The organism is Aquabacter spiritensis, assembly GCF_004346185.1.
Taxonomy (GTDB): domain Bacteria; phylum Pseudomonadota; class Alphaproteobacteria; order Rhizobiales; family Xanthobacteraceae; genus Aquabacter; species Aquabacter spiritensis.
In genome coordinates, this window is sequence record NZ_SMAI01000006.1 from 166,908 (window position 1) to 182,395 (window position 15,488).

Sequence of the window (15,488 nt, forward strand, 5' to 3'; positions counted from 1 at the left end):
CGGCGTCGGGGATCACCGGGTCGTTCCGCGACGGTTCGGCATGACAAAGCCACTCCCCAACCCTCTGCCACGGCCCGAGGGCGAGCTCGAGGCCCTGGAAAAGGTGTGGGTGCAGCCGACCGGCTGGCGTCTCCTCTCGGCCGTCAACAACAGCCAGATCGGCGTCCTCTATGTCGGAACGGCCGTGCTGTTCTTCGTGCTCGCCGGCATTCTCGCGCTGCTGATGCGCACCCAGCTCGCCGTGCCGGGCAACGACTTCGTCGACCAAGATCTCTACAACCAGCTCTTCACCATGCACGGCACGGTGATGATGTTCCTGTTCGCCGTGCCGGCGGTGGAGGCGATGGGCGTACTGCTGCTGCCCAATCTCCAGGCCGCCCGCGACCTGCCTTTCCCGCGCCTCTCGGCCTACGCCTATTGGGCCTATCTGATCGGCGGCCTGTTCTTCTTCGGCTCGCTGTTCTGGGGTCTCGCGCCCGACGGCGGCTGGTTCATGTATCCTCCGCTGACCTCCTACATCTATTCGCCGGGCGACAACGCGGATTTCTGGCTGCTCGGCATCGGCTTCATCGAGATTTCCGCGATCGCCGGGGCGATCGAGATCATCGTCGGCGTGCTGCGCACCCGCGCGCCCGGCCAGAGCCTCGACAAGCTTCCGGTCTTCTGCTGGGCGATGCTGGTGTTCGCCGGGATGATCGTCTTCGCCTTTCCCGCGGTGATCCTCGCCACGCTGCTGCTCGAACTGGAGCGCGCCTTCCACTGGCCTTTCTTCATCGCCGAGAAGGGCGGCCATGCGCTGCTGTGGCAGCATCTGTTCTGGTTCTTCGGCCATCCCGAGGTCTACATCATCTTCTTGCCCGCCGCCGGCATGGTCTCGATGATGGTGCCGGCCATGGCACGCACGCCTCTGGTCGGCTACCGCCTGGTGGTGCTGGCGATCCTCGGCACGGGGTTTCTCTCCTTCGGCCTGTGGGTCCACCACATGTTCGCGACCGGCATCCCCGGCATGTCGCTGGGCTTCTTCTCGGCCGCCTCGATGGCGGTGGCGATCCCGAGCGGCATCCAGGTGTTCGCCTGGATCGCCACGATCGCCTCCGGCCGCCTGCAGATGACGACACCGACCCTGTTCCTGCTCGGCTTCCTGTTCATCTTCACGCTCGGCGGGCTGACCGGCGTCATGGTCGCGATGGTGCCGTTCGACTGGCAGGCCCATGACAGCTATTTCATCGTCGCGCACCTGCATTATGTGCTGATCGGCGGCATGGTGTTTCCGCTGTTCGCGGCGATTTATTACTGGATGCCGATGGTCAGCCGCCATGCGCTGTCGGAGCGGCTCGGTCGCTGGGTGTTCGGGTTGATGTTCATCGGCGTGAACGTCACCTTTTTCCCGCAGCACCTCGCCGGCCTCATGGGCATGCCGCGCCGGGTCTTCACCTATCCCGCGGATTTTGGCTGGAACACGCTGAACCTCGTCTCCACCGCCGGCGCCTACATGATCGCCCTCGGCGTCCTGCTGTTCCTGTTCGACCTCGCCCGCAAACTTCGGCCGACCAGCGAGGGCAATGCCGGCAATCTCTGGAACGCGGGAACGCTGGAATGGCTGCCGACCGGCACCTACCAGACCCGCTCGATCCCGATCGTCACCAGCCGCGAACCGCTCTGGGACCAGCCGAATCTCGCGGAGGAGGTGGAATCCGGGCGGCATTATCTGCCGCGGACCGCCACCGGCCGGCGCGAGACCATCATCACCAGCCCGTTCGATGCCGCGCCCCAATATGTCCTGCTGATGCCCGGCGCGAGCTGGCGCTCGTTCTTCGCCGCCGTTTTCACCGCCGGATTTTTCCTGCTGCTGACGGTGAAGCTGGTGACACTCGCGGTGGTCTCCGGCGGGCTCGCCCTCGCCGCGGTGATCTGGTGGATGTGGGACACCGATCCCGGCCCCGGCCACGGCGATGTGGACATCGGCGGCGGGCTGGTTCTGCCGACCTATGTCAGCGGTCCGGCCTCCCATTCCTGGTGGGCCATGGTGGTGCTGAGCCTCGTCGCGGGCACGACGTTCGCCTGTCTGCTGTTCTCCTATTTCTTCCTGTGGACCGTGCGGCCCGACCTGTTCCCGCCGCCCGGGGTGACGCTTCCCGGGCTCGAGCCGGCGGCCGGCGTGGCGGCGCTGTATATCGTGTCGGGACTGCTGGTCGCATTCGCCGGCAAGCACCTCGCGCCGCCGCGAAGCGGGCGGCACGGCGTCTTTCTCGCAGCGCTCCTCCTCGCCCTCGCCGGCCTGGTGGCGGCGAACCTGTTGGACCTCGCGCGCATGTGGGACAGCGGCTTGCGGCCCGCCGAGAGCGGCTACGGCGCGACGGTTTATGCGATCTTGTGCCTGCAGACGTTTTTCGTCGCGACGATCACGATCATGGCGCTCTATACGGCGGCACGCGCGCTGGCCGGCAAGCTCGACGCCGTGCGCCGCGTCACCTTCGACAATACCCATATCTTCTGGCGCTACACGATCGGACAGGGGCTGATCGGCGCGGGGGTCGTCCATCTGTTCCCGCGCCTCATCGGAGCGGGCTGATGCACGAGGCGCCCTTCGTCCCCCGCTTCCTGCTGCTCCTCTCCGGACTGATCGTCTGGGCGGGGCATTTCCTCGGCATCTATCTCTATACCGGGCTGCTCTGCGCCCGCCCGGACTGGGTGACGGCGAGCCTTGCCGGGATCCCGGTTCTGCCGCTCGGCGTGTGCCTCGCCACGGCGGCGGCTCTGGTGCTGCTCGTTCTGCTTCAGATCCGCGCGATGGCCGCCGGGCTCGACCGGTTCGCGGGTTTCGTCACCTCAGGCGGGATCTGGCTCGCCGGCCTCGCGGTGCTGTGGGAGACCCTGCCGGCGCTCACGGCGCCGGGCTGCGCCTGAGCCGTCGAGCAAGGTCAACATGCGCGCGAACAGCGCGAGCCCGACACCGAGATAGACGAAGCCGGTCGGCACCCACATGATGAGGCCGGCCAGTTGCTGGTCCTCCAGCGCGGTCATTCCCCACAGCCAGGTTGCGACATAGCGGTCGTAGAGCGGACGGGGCGCGAAGGTGAGGATCGCGGCGAACATCCCGCTATAGATCAGCGTGATCAGGCTCGCGAGCGCACCCAAGGCGGCGCCCTGCGGCGTGCGCGCCGCCTTCAGAAGCGCGCTGAAGAACAGCATCGCGCTCAGGAAGAAGGTGAGATGTTCGAGATCGTGCAGCCACGGCACGTCGATCGCCGCATCGAACGCGGCCGGGACGTGCCAGGCGAGCACCACGGCGCTATGGATCGCCGCCGCCCGCATCGGCGTCTCGCCCGCCCGCCACCCCGCGAGCACAAGGCGAAAGATCCGGCTGCGGCCGACCCGCCCGCCCATCGCCCAGAGCAGCGCCACCTCCGGACGTCCGAGCACGAGGAGCGGCGGCGCAACCGCGATCAGCAGCACATGCTGCACCATGTGGGCGCTGAGCAGGGTGCCCGAGAGGCTCTCCAGGGGCGAGACCAGAGCCAGGAGGAGAGCCACCTCCCCGGCAGCGAACAGACCGAGATGCGACGCCGCCAGCCCGGCTTTCCGGCCGGCCCGCCGCCAGGTGGGGAACACGCCCTGCCCGTAAGCGAGATGAACGAGAAGCAGGATTGCGACCAGGATCAGATCGGGTGCGAAGGAGATGAAGACGGCGTCCGGCGCAACCGGTGCCTGGCCGTGCGCCCGCGCGGCGCCGCTTTCGAGAAGGGCGCCGGCGAGAACCGCAAGCAAAAGCGAACATCGGCGCATGACAGGCCTTGAGCGGAGCCGCCGCCCCCCACCAACGCCGCGCGATGCCCCGCGGTGCCGGGAGCGACGAGATTTTGCGCCCTGTATTTGCGATCAGACGAAGCCGAGCGCGCCCACCACCGCCCCGGCGGCGATCATCACGATGGGGTTGGCCTTGGTGGCGATGGTCACGGCGGCCGCCGCCGCGGTGATCGCATAGGCCACCCAATCGTGCGCGGTGCTGCGCATCAGGATGAAGGCGCTGGCGAGCACGATGCCGACCGTCAAAGCGGCGAGCCCGCGCTGGATCGCGATGCGCGGGCGCGCCTTCTGGAATTTGCGCGAGAGGCGCGACATGTAATAGGCGGCCGCTCCGGTCGGCACGCACATGACCAAAGTGGAGAGGACCGCGCCGGGAATCCCGGCGACGTACCAGCCGATCAAGGTCACCAGCAGCACGTTCGGCCCGGGCGTCATGGTGGCGATGGCGAACAGGTCCGCGAAGGTGCCGTCGCTCATCCAGCCGTTCGATTCCACCGCCATGCGGTGCAGTTCGGGAATGATCGCATTGGCGCCGCCGATCGCCAGGAACGAGACGAAGAAGACGTGGAGGGTGAGATCGAGGAGGGGATCGCGCGGCATCATTTCGACCACCTCCAGGCGGCCGCGATGGAGAACGGCGCGAGCACGAGGATGACCATGGGCAAAGGAAAGCCGAGCGGCCCCGCGCCGAGAAAGGCCAGCAGCGCGAAGACCAGGATGTGCGGGCTGCGCCGCTCGACATAGGCCATCTTCATCCCCATGCCGACGAACAGGCCGATCGCCGCCGCCGCCACCCCGCGCAGCGTGCCCGAGACTTCCGGCACCTGGCCGTAGCGCAGATAGAGCGCCGCGAGGAGGATCGCGATGATGCAGGGGACGACGATGATCCCCGAAAAGGCAGCCGCCGCGCCGAGCACGCCGTGGAAGCGGGCGCCGAGGCAGAACGACATATTGACGATGTTCGGCCCCGGCATGAGCTGGCAGATCGACAGGAGGTCGTTGAACTCGCGGGGATCGAGCCATTTGCGCCGCTCGACCAGTTCCCGCCGGGCGAAGGGGAGCGCGCCGCCGAACCCCGAAATGGCGACGCGCAGGAAGGTCAGGAACAGATCGGAGACGGTGGGGGACGCTTGCTCGTCCTCGAGCCCGGCCTCGACGTCTCCCGAACTCATGGCAGCGTCCGCGAGCGCGGCCGTCCGGAGAGCCGCCCGTCCCGCCAGGCGATCCCGGCACCGGCGGCCACGACGAGGGCCGCGCCGATGAAGACGTAAGGGTGCGGCCATTCCCGGAAGAACAGGGCGCCGAAGAAGATCGCCCAGAGCAGCGTGGCATAATTGAACGGCGCCACCACGGAGGCCGGCGCGAAGCGCGTCGCCGCGGTCAGCATGATCTGGCCCGCCCCGCCCAGGAGGCCGATGCCGATCAGAGCGAACCCGGTCTCGCGCGAGGGAAGGGTCCACCAGGGCGCGGTCGTGAGCGCCGCCAGAGAGGACACGACGCTGAAATAGAACACGATGGCGCCGGTGGTCTCGGTCTGGGTCAGGCGCCGCACCTGGGTCACCGCGAAAGCCGCACAGATCGCCCCGCCGAGCGCGAAGGCGACGCCGAGGGCGGCCCCGTCCGCCCCGAGGCCGTGGGCCGAGAACAAAGGCGTCAGCATAGTGACGATGCCGAGGAAGCCGATTCCGACCGCGATCCAGCGATGCCCCGGCACCCGCTCGCGCAGCAGGACCGCCGCGAGCACGACCGTCATCAGCGGCGTTACATAAGTGAAGGCGATCGCCTCGGCGAGCGGGATATAGCCGAGCGCCGCGAAGCCGCCCCACATCGCGCACACCCCGACCAGACCGCGGACCACATGGCCCCAGACGTTCCGTGTCGAGATGGCGGCGCGGACCTCGCCGCGCCAGCGGACCCACACCAGCAGCGGCAAAAGGCCGATGAAGCTGCGCGCGAACACGATCTGCCCGCTCGTCACCTCATCGGCGATGCCGCGCGCGAGCGTCGACATGGCGGCGAAGGACAGCGTGGCGCAGAGCTGGAGGAGAATCCCGGCGGGAATGTTCATCGGATCTTTCCGGCGGCGAAAAACAGGCCGGTGTCAGCCATATAGCCTGCCTTTCCGGATTTGAGTCATGCATCGTCGACATGCCGTTCGCGCCAGCCGAGCCCGGAGCGCCGGGCGGAAGCGGCGACGCGGCAGTTGCTTTCTCCCCCGCCGCAGCGGAAGAGAAGCGCGGAACGCGAAGACGAGGACGACGATGCGCGAGCAGACACGCTGGACCAAGGTGTGGGATGCACCGACCCGGCTGTTCCACTGGACCCTGGCCGCCTTGATCGTCGCGGCCTATGTGACCGCCGAGAACGGCTGGATCGACTGGCACTTCCGCTGCGGCTACACGATCCTCGCGCTGTTGCTGTTCCGCCTGGCGTGGGGGATCGTCGGCTCGGACACGTCGCGGTTCGGGCGGTTCGTGAAATCCCCCGTCGCGGCGCTTCGCCACCTCGCGCATTTTCCGCGCCGGGAGGCCGATACCGAGATCGGCCACAATGCGGCCGGCGGGCTCATGGTCCTGGTGATGCTCGCGGTTCTGTGCATCCAGGTCGGCACCGGCCTGTTCGCGAACGACGGCGTGTTCACCGAAGGCCCGCTCGCCCGTTTCGTCAGCGGCGACCGCAGCGAACAGATCACCGGCTGGCACGTCTTCAACTTCAACCTGATTCTCGGCCTGATCGTGCTCCACGTGCTGGCGATCCTCGCCTATGCCGTGGTCAAGCGGCACGATCTGGTGCGGCCGATGGTGACCGGCCGCAAGCGTCTGCCCGCGAGCATGCCGGCGCCGCGAATGGCGTCGGCGCTCCGCGCCGCGGCGATCTTCGCGGTCGCCGCTGGCGCGGTCTACGCCTTCATCACCTTTATCTGAGGCGCCGCTCAGCGCAGGCGATAGGTGCTGTGGCAGGTGCGGCAGGTGGCGGCGACGGCGGTGAAGCCGGTCTTGAATCCGTCCGCGGTCGAGGCCCCGGCGGCATTCTGCGCGACCGCCGCATTGAACTTCGCAAGCTCCGCATCGAAGCCGGCACGGTCCGACCAGATCGCCGGCGCGGCCTTCGTGTCGCCCTTGTCGGAGCCGGCCGGAAACAGCGTTCCGAACGCCGCGCCATTCTCCGCGAACGTCTTGAAGATCAGCGCCGCTTTGGCGGCATCGAAGGGCGCTTCGCCCTTGAGCATGGCGGCGCCGATTCCGGTCTGATCGCCGATCTGCTTCATCGCCGCCTTGCGCTGGGCGATCGGATCGGACTGGGCGATGGCAGCGCCGGAGACGAGGGACACGAGGAGGCCGGCGAGGAGAAACGCGCGCATGGAAAACTCCGCAGGTGGAATCGCTCCAATTACGGCTGCCTGCGGCGCGGAAGCCAGAGCGAAGCGGTCACGCTCGCGCGAGCCGCCTGCGACCGTCGCGCGCGCCCCCATCCCTGGAGCCTGATCGGATCAGGTTGAATCGCCCCGATCCGTGACTCAGCCTCTAACTTTCTGATAGAGCGCGCGCCGCGATTGCGGACCGGACCGCGGCGGGGGTCGCCGGCATGTCGAGATGCGCGATGCCGCAGCCGCGCCACAGCGCATCGACGACGGCGTTCATGACGGCGGGGCACGATCCGATCGCCCCCGCCTCCCCCGCCCCCTTCACGCCCAGGGGATTGGTCGTGCAGGGGACGTTGCGGGTCTCGAAATGCAGCGGCGGGATGTCGGCCGCGCGGGGCAAGGCGTAATCCATGAAGCTCGCGGTCAGGAGCTGGCCGGCCTCGTCATAGACGGTGCGCTCGTGCAGCGCCTGGCCGATGCCCTGGACGATCCCCCCCTGCACCTGCCCTTCCAGCAGAGCCGGCGTCACCACGGCGCCGAAATCGTCCACCACGACATAACGCAGCAGCGTCACGGTGCCGGTCTCGGGGTCGATCTCGACCTCGCAGGCGTGGGTGCCGTTGGGATAGGTGGCCTCGGTGGGCGCGAAGGCGTCCTGCGCGGCGATCCGGTCCTCTGTCGCCGCCGGCAGCGCCGCGAGGTCGGCGAAGGTGAGGCGGCGGTCTGTGCCGGCGATCTCGGCGGTGCCGTCGACCAGTTCGATGTCGCCCTGGTCGGCTTCCAAGGCGTCGGCGGCGAGCGCGCGGAGCTTGTCGGCGAGCCGGCGCGCGGCACCCGCCACCGCCGCACCGCCGACGGGAATGGAGCGCGAGCCGCCGGTGCCGTGGCCTTCGGCGAGGTCGTCGGTATCGCCCTGCAGCACATCGATCTGGTCGAGCGGCACCCGTAGATGAGCCGCGGCGAGATGGGCGTAGGCGGTCTGGTGGCCCTGGCCCGAGGCCTGCGAGCCGATCTTCAGGCGGATGCGCCCGTCCTTTTCGAGCCGCAGGAAGGCCGGCTCGGGCAGGCCGCCGCCGCAGGCCTCGATATAGGTCGCGAAGCCGAAGCCGCGCAGCTTGCCGGTCGCGGCCGCCGCTTCCGCCCGCGCCGCGAACCCGCCTTGGTCGGCCACATCGAGCGCACGCGTCATATGGCCGTCGAACTCGCCGCTGTCGTAGAGACGGCCGGAAGCGGTCTGATAGGGCATTGCGGACGGCGGAATGAAATTGCGCCGGCGCAGGTCCTCGGGGGCGAGGCCGATCTCGCGCGCCGCGGCATCGACCAGGCGCTCGATCACATAGGCCGCCTCGGGCCGGCCGGCACCGCGATAGGCGTCGACCGGCACGGTATGGGTATAGACGCCGCGAATCCGCACGTGGAAGGCGCGGATGTCGTAGACCCCCGGCAGCATGCGGGCCCCGCCGACCGGCACGAAGGGGCCGTAATAATTGAGGTAGGCGCCCATGTTCGCGAGGGTGTCGACCTTCAGGCCGAGGAAGCGCCCGTCGGCGTCGAGAGCGAGGTCCGCCGTGGTGACGTTGTCGCGCCCGTGGCTGTCCGCCTGGAAATGCTCGTTGCGGTCGCTGAGCCAGGCCAGCGGCCGGCCGAGCCTGCGGGCAGCGAGCGCCGCCAGCGGATATTCCACGAACGGGAACATCTTGGTGCCGAAGCCGCCGCCGACGTCGGGCGTGATCACGCGCAGATCTGCGCGCGGCCAGTGCAGAATCTTGTCGGCGATCGCATCGCGCAGCCGGTGGCTGCCCTGGCTGCCGAGGGTGAGGCGCACCCGCCCCGTCTCCTCGACCTCCGCCAGCACACCGCGCGGCTCGAGATAATTGGTGACCAGGCGGTTGTTGACGAGGGTCAGACGGACGACCCGCGCGGCGCGGGCGAAGGCGGCGGCGACCGCGGCCTCGTCGCCATGCTCGCTGGTGAAAGCGAGATTGGAGCCGCGCGCCTCCCAGACCAGCGGCGCGTCGTCGGCCAAGGCGGCCGCCATATCGGCCACCGCCGCCATCGGCTCCCAGTCGATCGTCATCGCCTCGGCGGCGTCGCGCGCCTGATCGAGGGTGTCGGCGACCAGAAAGGCGACCGCGTCGCCGACATGGCGGACGATGCCGTCGGCGAGGATCGGCCGGTGCGGCTGCCAGAGATGCGCCTCGCCCACAACCGGAATCACCGCGCCGAGCGGCATCCCGCCGAGGTCCCGGATGTCCTCGGCGGTGAGAACCAGCCGCACCCCGGGCATCTCGCGCACCCGATCGAGGTCGCGGATGGCGAAGCGGGCATGCGCGTGCGGCGCGCGCACCACAAAGGCCGCGGCGGCGCCGACGGCGGCGGCGGCATCACCGACGAAGCGTCCGCCCCCGGTCAGCAGCGCGGCGTCCTCGACCCGCGCGAAGGGCTGGGATTGGCCGAATTTCATGCGGGTCATAAGCAGGCTCCGGCGGAAAGCGGGGCGGCGAAGGCGGGCGATGTGTCAGGAATTTGGGGCGCGCCCCCGCCGGGCGCAACAGCGCGGCTGTGCGGCCGGCATTAACCGAACGTCAGCGTGGCGCGAAGGCCTCACTGCGCGCCGACCATTTGCGCCCCGACCATTTCGGCCACCGCGTCGCGCGCCGCATTCACCCGGTCCCGCGAACGGGAGCGGACCACGATGTTCGTGTTCGGCCCGGTATCGTCCATGAACGGGTAGGACCCGATGGCGACATCGGGAAAACGCAGAGCGATCTCGGCGAGCGGGGCGGCGATGTCGCCCTCGCGCGCATTGGCGCGAACCGTCTCGGAGAGCATCGGGGCGCCGGTCTTCAAGGTCGGGATCACGGCTTCCAGCATGGCGTGCATGATGCGCGGCACGCCCGCCATGACATAGACATTGCCGATCTTGAAGCCGGGCGCCTTGGACACCGAATTGACGATCAGATCCGCCCCGGCCGGGATCCGCGCCATCCGCAGCCGCGCCGCGTTCAGATCCTTTTCCGCCAGATATTCCAGCAGCATCGCCCGCGCCCGCGGATCCACGTCGATCGACACGCCGAACGCCTTCGCCACCGCATCGGCGGTGATGTCGTCATGCGTGGGACCGATCCCGCCGGTGGTGAAGACATAGGTGAAGCGCGCGCGCAGCGCGTTCAGTGCGTCGACGATGTGCGCCTCGACGTCGGAGACGACCCGCACTTCGCGCAGATCGACGCCGATCTCGGTCAGCCGTTCCGCGATATGGCCGATATTCTTGTCCTTGGTGCGTCCCGAGAGAATCTCGTCGCCGATCACCAGAAGGGCCGCTGTGATCGGTTCCGCACCCATTGCCCGCTCCATGTCCCTCTCCTTGCCTGGTACGGCGGCACCAAAGCCGCCCGTGCCCACGATTTCAGCATCCGCGGAAAAAGCTTGACCCTTGCATCGGCGGACTGCGCTTTTTTCTTCCTTGGCATAAGGTTTGTACATAGGCTGGAAGCAAGCGGAGTGGCAGTGCAAATGCGGCGTATTTTCGATGAGATGTCCGGGGAGGATGGAACCATCCGTCCGGCCTATGAAGCGCTCCAGAGCTGGCTCGAAAAGATGCCCCACGAGGTGCTTGAGCAGCGCCGCAAGGAGGCCGAGTTCATCTTCCGGAGAATCGGCATTACCTTCGCGGTTTATGGGGAACAGAATTCCCAGGAGCGGCTGATCCCCTTCGACATCGTCCCGCGCATCATCACCCATGACGAATGGACCGGCCTGGCCAAGGGCCTGGAACAGCGCGTCAAGGCGCTCAACCTCTATATCAACGACGTGTACGGCAAGCGCGACGTGCTGCGCGCCGGCATCGTGCCGGAGGAACTGGTGTTCCAGAACCCGGCCTTCCGGCCCGAGATGAACGGCCAGCGGGTGCCGCACGACCTTTATGTGCACATTGCCGGCATCGACATCGTGCGCACCGACCCCAACACCTTCTACGTGCTCGAGGACAATGCGCGCACCCCCTCCGGCGTCTCCTACATGCTGGAGAACCGGGAGATCATGCTGCGGCTGTTCCCCGAACTGTTCTCGCTGCACAAGGTCGCGCCGGTCGACAAATATGCCGATGACCTGCTTGCGACGCTGCGCTCGCTCTCGCCGCGCGGCGGCTCCGAGCCGAACGTCGCGATCCTGACGCCCGGCATCTACAATTCCGCCTATTACGAACACTCCTTCCTCGCCGACAAGCTCGGCGTCGACCTGGTCGAAGGGCGGGACCTGTTCGTGAAGGACAATGTGGTGTTCATGCGCACCACCGAGGGGCCGAAGCGGGTGGACGTGATCTATCGCCGCCTCGACGACGACTTCCTCGACCCCCTCGCCTTCCGCCCCGACAGCGTGCTCGGCGTCCCCGGCCTGATGAGCGCCTACCAGGCCGGAAACGTGACGCTGACCAATGCGGTCGGAACCGGCGTCGCCGACGACAAGGCGGTCTATTCCTACATGCCGGACATCATCCGCTTCTATCTCAGCGAGGAGCCGATCCTGCCGAACGTGCCGACCTATCGCTGCCGCGAGCCGGAGCACCTGAAATATGTCCTCGATCACCTGCCGGAACTGGTGGTGAAGGAGGTTCACGGGTCGGGCGGCTACGGCATGCTGGTCGGACCCAAGGCCGACAAGGCCCAGATCGAGGTGTTCCGCGCCAAGCTGAAGCACGATCCGGCCAATTTCATCGCCCAGCCGACGCTCGCTCTGTCCACCTGCCCGACCTTGGTCGAGGAAGGGGTGGCGCCGCGCCACGTCGATCTGCGGCCGTTCATCCTGTCGGGCAGCGACAAGGTGCGCATCGTGCCCGGCGGCCTCACCCGCGTCGCCATGAAGGAGGGATCCCTCGTCGTGAATTCGAGCCAGGGCGGCGGCACCAAGGACACCTGGGTTCTCGACACCTGAGAATCGAGGCTGCCTGAGGACGCCCGCCCGAATCCGGCGCCCGGCGCCGAAACCTGCCAAAGACAGACGAGCCCACCATGCTCTCCCGCACCGCCGACAACCTCTATTGGCTCACCCGCTACGTCGAGCGCGCCGACTGCCTGGCGCGCATCCTCGACGTCGCCCAGCGCCTGTCCTACATGCCCCTGACCTATGGCGGCTCCACCAATGAGTGGAGTTCCGTCGTGCTCACGGCGGGATGCGCCGATCAGTTCATCGAGAAGCACGGGCCGATCGAGAAGGCGACGGAGGAGAATGTCGTCTCCTTCCTCGCCCTCGACCCGGAGAATCCGACGTCGATCCGCAATTGCTTCGAGGTGGCACGCACCAATGCGCGCTCGGTGCGCACGGCGCTGACCTCGGAAATGTGGGACGCGATCAACGGCGCCTGGATCGAGCTGCGGGCATTCCCGGACCGCGGCCTGTCGCGGGACGAACTCACCCGCTTCCTCGCCTTCGTGAAAGAATCCTCGCTGCGCTTCGACGGCGCCATGCACCGCACCATGCTGCGCAACGACGCCTTCTGGTTCGCCCGCACCGGCACCCATGTCGAGCGCGCCGACAACACGGCGCGCATCCTCGACGTGAAGTATCATGTGCTGCTGCCGGAAGAGGAACGGGTCGGCGGGCCGCTGGATTATTTCCAATGGGCCTCGATCCTGCGCTCGGTGTCGGCCCTCACCGCCTTCCACTGGGTCTATCGCGACAGCGTCAAACCCTGGCTGGTGGCCGACCTCCTGATCCTCAACCGGGCGATGCCGCGCTCGCTCGCAAGCTGCTACGAGAATCTGACCGGCTCGCTCGACGACATCGCCGACGCCTATGGCCGGCAGGGGCCCGCCCAGCGCCTCGCCCGCTCGATCCGCGCCCGGCTGAGCAACCAATCGATCGACGACGTGTTTCATACCGGCCTGCACGAATTCATTTCCGAATTCGTATCGGACAACAACAAGCTCGGGGCCGAGATCGCCGAGCAATATCTCACCTGAGACGGCGCCGTCTGCGCCGCGCGACGAGGAAGCCATGCGCGTTCGGGTCCGGCACGAACTGACTTTTACCCTCAAACCGGGCTTGCGTACCGCGATCGCCGCCATCCGCGTTACGCCGCGCAACCATGAGGGCCAATATATCCAGCGCTGGTCGCTCGATATCCAGCCCGACTGCCGGCTCCATCTCCACGAGGACGCGTTCGGCAATCTCGTCCACACCTTCAGCGTCGAGGCGCCGGGCGACACGGTGGTGTTCGCCGCGTCCGGCGATGCCGACACGCAGGACACATGCGGCATCGTCCGGCGGGCCGCCGAACGCTTTCCGCCGAGCCTGTTCCTGCGCCCGACCGACCTGACCCTCGCAGACGCACCGATCGTCGCCATGGCCGAGAAGGTTCGCGCGCATGCCGACGAGCCGCTGGGCCAGCTCCACGCGCTGATGAGCACGATTCACGAGACGATCGCAGAGAGTGACGGGACGGGCGGCGACCCGGCCGCCGCAGCGTCCGCCGTCATTGCGGACGGCAAGGGTCCGTCCGGCGGGCTGACCCATCTCTTCCTCAGCGCCGCGCGACATCTCAAGATCCCGGCGCGCCAGATCTCGGGCTATGTCGCGGAAGCGGAAACGGCAGGCGCTCTGCGCGAATGGGCCGAGGCGTACGTGCCGAAAATCGGCTGGATCGGCTTCGATTGCGGCCGCGCGCTCTGCCCGACCGAGGCTTATGTGCGGCTCGCCGTCGGGCTCGACGCGCTCGGCGTGTGTCCCGTCCGCGGGCTCGGCACCGCGCCGGCCGAGGTCATCGAGGTGCGCGAGGCGACCCGTTCTGCGCGCTCCGTTCAGAGCCAGACGCAGCGCCAGCGCTGAGCCGGGGGCTTGACCCCCCCGCCGCAGCCTGCGATTGCGACGCGACCGGTACGGGAGGCCAGAATGCGCGAAAGCCCCGCTTACGATCCCCAGAACATCTTCGCCAAGATCCTGCGCGGCGAACTGCCGTGCTTCAAGGTCTATGAGGACGACCGCGCCCTCGCCTTCCTCGACATCATGCCGCGCTGCCCCGGCCATACTCTGGTGATCCCCAAGGCGCCGGCCCGCAACATTCTGGACATCGCGCCGGACGACCTCGCTTATGTCGCCACGATCGCCCAGAAGATCGCCAAAGCGGGCAAGGACGCATTCGCGGCAGATGGCGTGACCGTGCAGCAATTCAACGAGAGCGCCGGCGGCCAGGTGGTGTTCCATCTCCATATCCACGTCATCCCGCGCCACGAAGGGGTGGCGATGAAGCCGGCGGCGAGCGTCAAGGAAGACATGGCGGTGCTCGCCCAGCACGCCGACCGGCTCAAGGCGGCATTGGCCCGGTGAGGCCCGAGCGCGGCGGGGCCGTCCGGGTGCGGGCGCCGGCGCGGCTGCATCTCGGCTTTCTCGACCTCGGCGGCAGCCTCGGGCGCAGTTTCGGAAGTCTCGGCCTCGCCCTGGACCGGCCGGCGACGCAGATGCGGCTCGCCCGCGCCGAAACCGACCGCGTCACCGGCCCGGATGCGGCGCGCGCGGCGGCGGCGCGCGACGCGGTGCGCGGCGCGCTCGGCTGGATCGCGCCGCTCGCCATCGACATCGAGCACGCGCTGACGCCGCATGGCGGCCTCGGCTCCGGCACCCAGATCGCGCTCGCCGTCGCCGCCGGAATCGCCCGCCTCGCGGGGCGCGGATTGGCGGCAGGAGAAGCCGGCCGCATTCTCGGGCGCGGCGGGCGCTCGGCCATTGGCCTGCACGCCTTCGCGGGCGGCGGCTTCATTCTCGACGGCGGCCGGGGCGCGGCCGCGCAGCCGGCGCCGCTGCTGGCGCGGCTGCCGTTTCCCGAAACCTGGCGGGTACTGCTGGTCTTCGACCATGCCCGCGTCGGCCTCAGCGGCGCGGCGGAGGCGCGCGCGATCGCGGGCCTGCCGCCATTCTCCGCCGCACTCGCGGCGCATCTGTGCCATGTCGCCCTGATGCAGGCTTTGCCGGCGCTCGCGGAAGGAGACATCGAGGCGTTCGGGGCCGCGCTCGGCGACATCCAGGCGCGGCTCGGCGATCATTATGCCGCCGCCCAGGGCGGCGCGCGCTTCACCAGCCCGGACGTTGCGGAAGCGATCGCGACCCTACGCGCGGCCGGGCTGCGCGGCACCGGGCAAAGCTCGTGGGGACCGACCGGCTTCGCCGTCATCGGCAGCCCGGCGCAGGCGGAATCGCTGTTGCAGGCGCTGCGTGCGCGCTATGCTGACCGGACCAACCTCGAATTCCTCTGCGCGCGGGGCAACAATAGCGGCGCCGACATTCTCGACCTGTGACCTCCGCAGGACACCGCCGGTCCGCCCGG

Annotated in this window: 15 protein-coding genes; 8 read left to right on the top strand and 7 right to left on the bottom strand. The window is 68.4% G+C overall.

The genetic code is table 11. The features are described 5' to 3' along the window. The first annotated feature begins 40 nt into the window (after positions 1-40). Both ctaD and EDC64_RS11630 read left to right on the top strand, forming a co-directional pair. A complete protein-coding gene (gene ctaD / locus EDC64_RS11625) occupies positions 41-2,572 on the top strand; it encodes a cytochrome c oxidase subunit I (RefSeq protein ID WP_132031468.1) in 2,532 nt (843 codons plus the stop codon). Next, positions 2,572-2,907, top strand: a complete 336-nt coding sequence (locus EDC64_RS11630; protein WP_132031469.1) for a hypothetical protein — start codon at positions 2,572-2,574, stop codon at positions 2,905-2,907. The genes ctaD and EDC64_RS11630 overlap by 1 nt, the downstream gene beginning before the upstream one ends. Here EDC64_RS11630 and EDC64_RS11635 read toward each other — a convergent pair. The 4 genes from EDC64_RS11635 to EDC64_RS11650 form a co-directional block, all read right to left on the bottom strand. Then, complete coding sequence (locus EDC64_RS11635) at positions 2,830-3,768, bottom strand: cytochrome c oxidase assembly protein (RefSeq protein ID WP_165933731.1); 939 nt, start codon at positions 3,766-3,768, stop codon at positions 2,830-2,832. The two genes, EDC64_RS11630 and EDC64_RS11635, sit on opposite strands and share 78 nt — an antisense overlap. Before the next feature lie 111 nt (positions 3,769-3,879). Next, a complete protein-coding gene (locus EDC64_RS11640) occupies positions 3,880-4,410 on the bottom strand; it encodes a chromate transporter (RefSeq protein WP_207916025.1) in 531 nt (176 codons plus the stop codon). Further along, on the bottom strand, positions 4,407-4,979 hold the full coding sequence (locus EDC64_RS11645; RefSeq protein ID WP_165933732.1) for a chromate transporter: 573 nt from the start codon (positions 4,977-4,979) through the stop codon (positions 4,407-4,409). Before EDC64_RS11645 ends, EDC64_RS11640 begins: the two co-directional genes overlap by 4 nt. Next, on the bottom strand, positions 4,976-5,875 hold the full coding sequence (locus EDC64_RS11650; RefSeq protein WP_132031472.1) for a DMT family transporter: 900 nt from the start codon (positions 5,873-5,875) through the stop codon (positions 4,976-4,978). The genes EDC64_RS11645 and EDC64_RS11650 overlap by 4 nt, the downstream gene beginning before the upstream one ends. Before the next feature lie 193 nt (positions 5,876-6,068). Between EDC64_RS11650 and EDC64_RS11655 the strand changes: the two genes are divergently transcribed. Further along, positions 6,069-6,731, top strand: coding sequence for a cytochrome b/b6 domain-containing protein (locus tag EDC64_RS11655; RefSeq protein ID WP_132031473.1), 663 nt, complete (start codon positions 6,069-6,071; stop codon positions 6,729-6,731). An 8-nt stretch (positions 6,732-6,739) separates the two neighbouring features. On the opposite strand, the gene EDC64_RS11660 is transcribed toward EDC64_RS11655, so the two are convergent. From EDC64_RS11660 to EDC64_RS11670, 3 genes are all read right to left on the bottom strand, one after another. Then, positions 6,740-7,168 (bottom strand): c-type cytochrome, encoded by a 429-nt coding sequence (locus EDC64_RS11660; protein WP_165933733.1) that lies wholly within the window; start codon positions 7,166-7,168, stop codon positions 6,740-6,742. A 163-nt stretch (positions 7,169-7,331) separates the two neighbouring features. Beyond that, positions 7,332-9,644, bottom strand: a complete 2,313-nt coding sequence (locus EDC64_RS11665) for a xanthine dehydrogenase family protein molybdopterin-binding subunit (RefSeq protein ID WP_132031475.1) — start codon at positions 9,642-9,644, stop codon at positions 7,332-7,334. A gap of 131 nt (positions 9,645-9,775) precedes the next feature. Beyond that, entirely contained in the window at positions 9,776-10,528 is a 753-nt protein-coding gene (locus EDC64_RS11670; protein WP_132031476.1) for a competence/damage-inducible protein A, read from the bottom strand. A 159-nt stretch (positions 10,529-10,687) separates the two neighbouring features. Between EDC64_RS11670 and EDC64_RS11675 the strand changes: the two genes are divergently transcribed. The 5 genes from EDC64_RS11675 to EDC64_RS11695 all read left to right on the top strand — a co-directional run bounded on the left by EDC64_RS11675 (position 10,688) and on the right by EDC64_RS11695 (position 15,459). Continuing rightward, on the top strand, positions 10,688-12,103 hold the full coding sequence (locus EDC64_RS11675; protein ID WP_132031477.1) for a circularly permuted type 2 ATP-grasp protein: 1,416 nt from the start codon (positions 10,688-10,690) through the stop codon (positions 12,101-12,103). A 77-nt stretch (positions 12,104-12,180) separates the two neighbouring features. After that, entirely contained in the window at positions 12,181-13,131 is a 951-nt protein-coding gene (locus tag EDC64_RS11680) for an alpha-E domain-containing protein (RefSeq protein ID WP_132031478.1), read from the top strand. 34 nt (positions 13,132-13,165) lie between these two features. Next, positions 13,166-13,996 (top strand): transglutaminase family protein, encoded by an 831-nt coding sequence (locus EDC64_RS11685; RefSeq protein ID WP_132031479.1) that lies wholly within the window; start codon positions 13,166-13,168, stop codon positions 13,994-13,996. 63 nt (positions 13,997-14,059) lie between these two features. Then, positions 14,060-14,494 carry an HIT family protein gene (locus EDC64_RS11690; RefSeq protein ID WP_132031480.1) on the top strand — a complete coding sequence of 145 codons (435 nt, stop codon included), beginning with the start codon at positions 14,060-14,062 and terminating at the stop codon, positions 14,492-14,494. Further along, positions 14,491-15,459: a beta-ribofuranosylaminobenzene 5'-phosphate synthase family protein gene (locus EDC64_RS11695; protein WP_245504663.1), complete on the top strand. Its 969-nt coding sequence runs from the start codon at positions 14,491-14,493 to the stop codon at positions 15,457-15,459. Before EDC64_RS11690 ends, EDC64_RS11695 begins: the two co-directional genes overlap by 4 nt. The last annotated feature ends 29 nt before the right edge of the window (positions 15,460-15,488 follow it).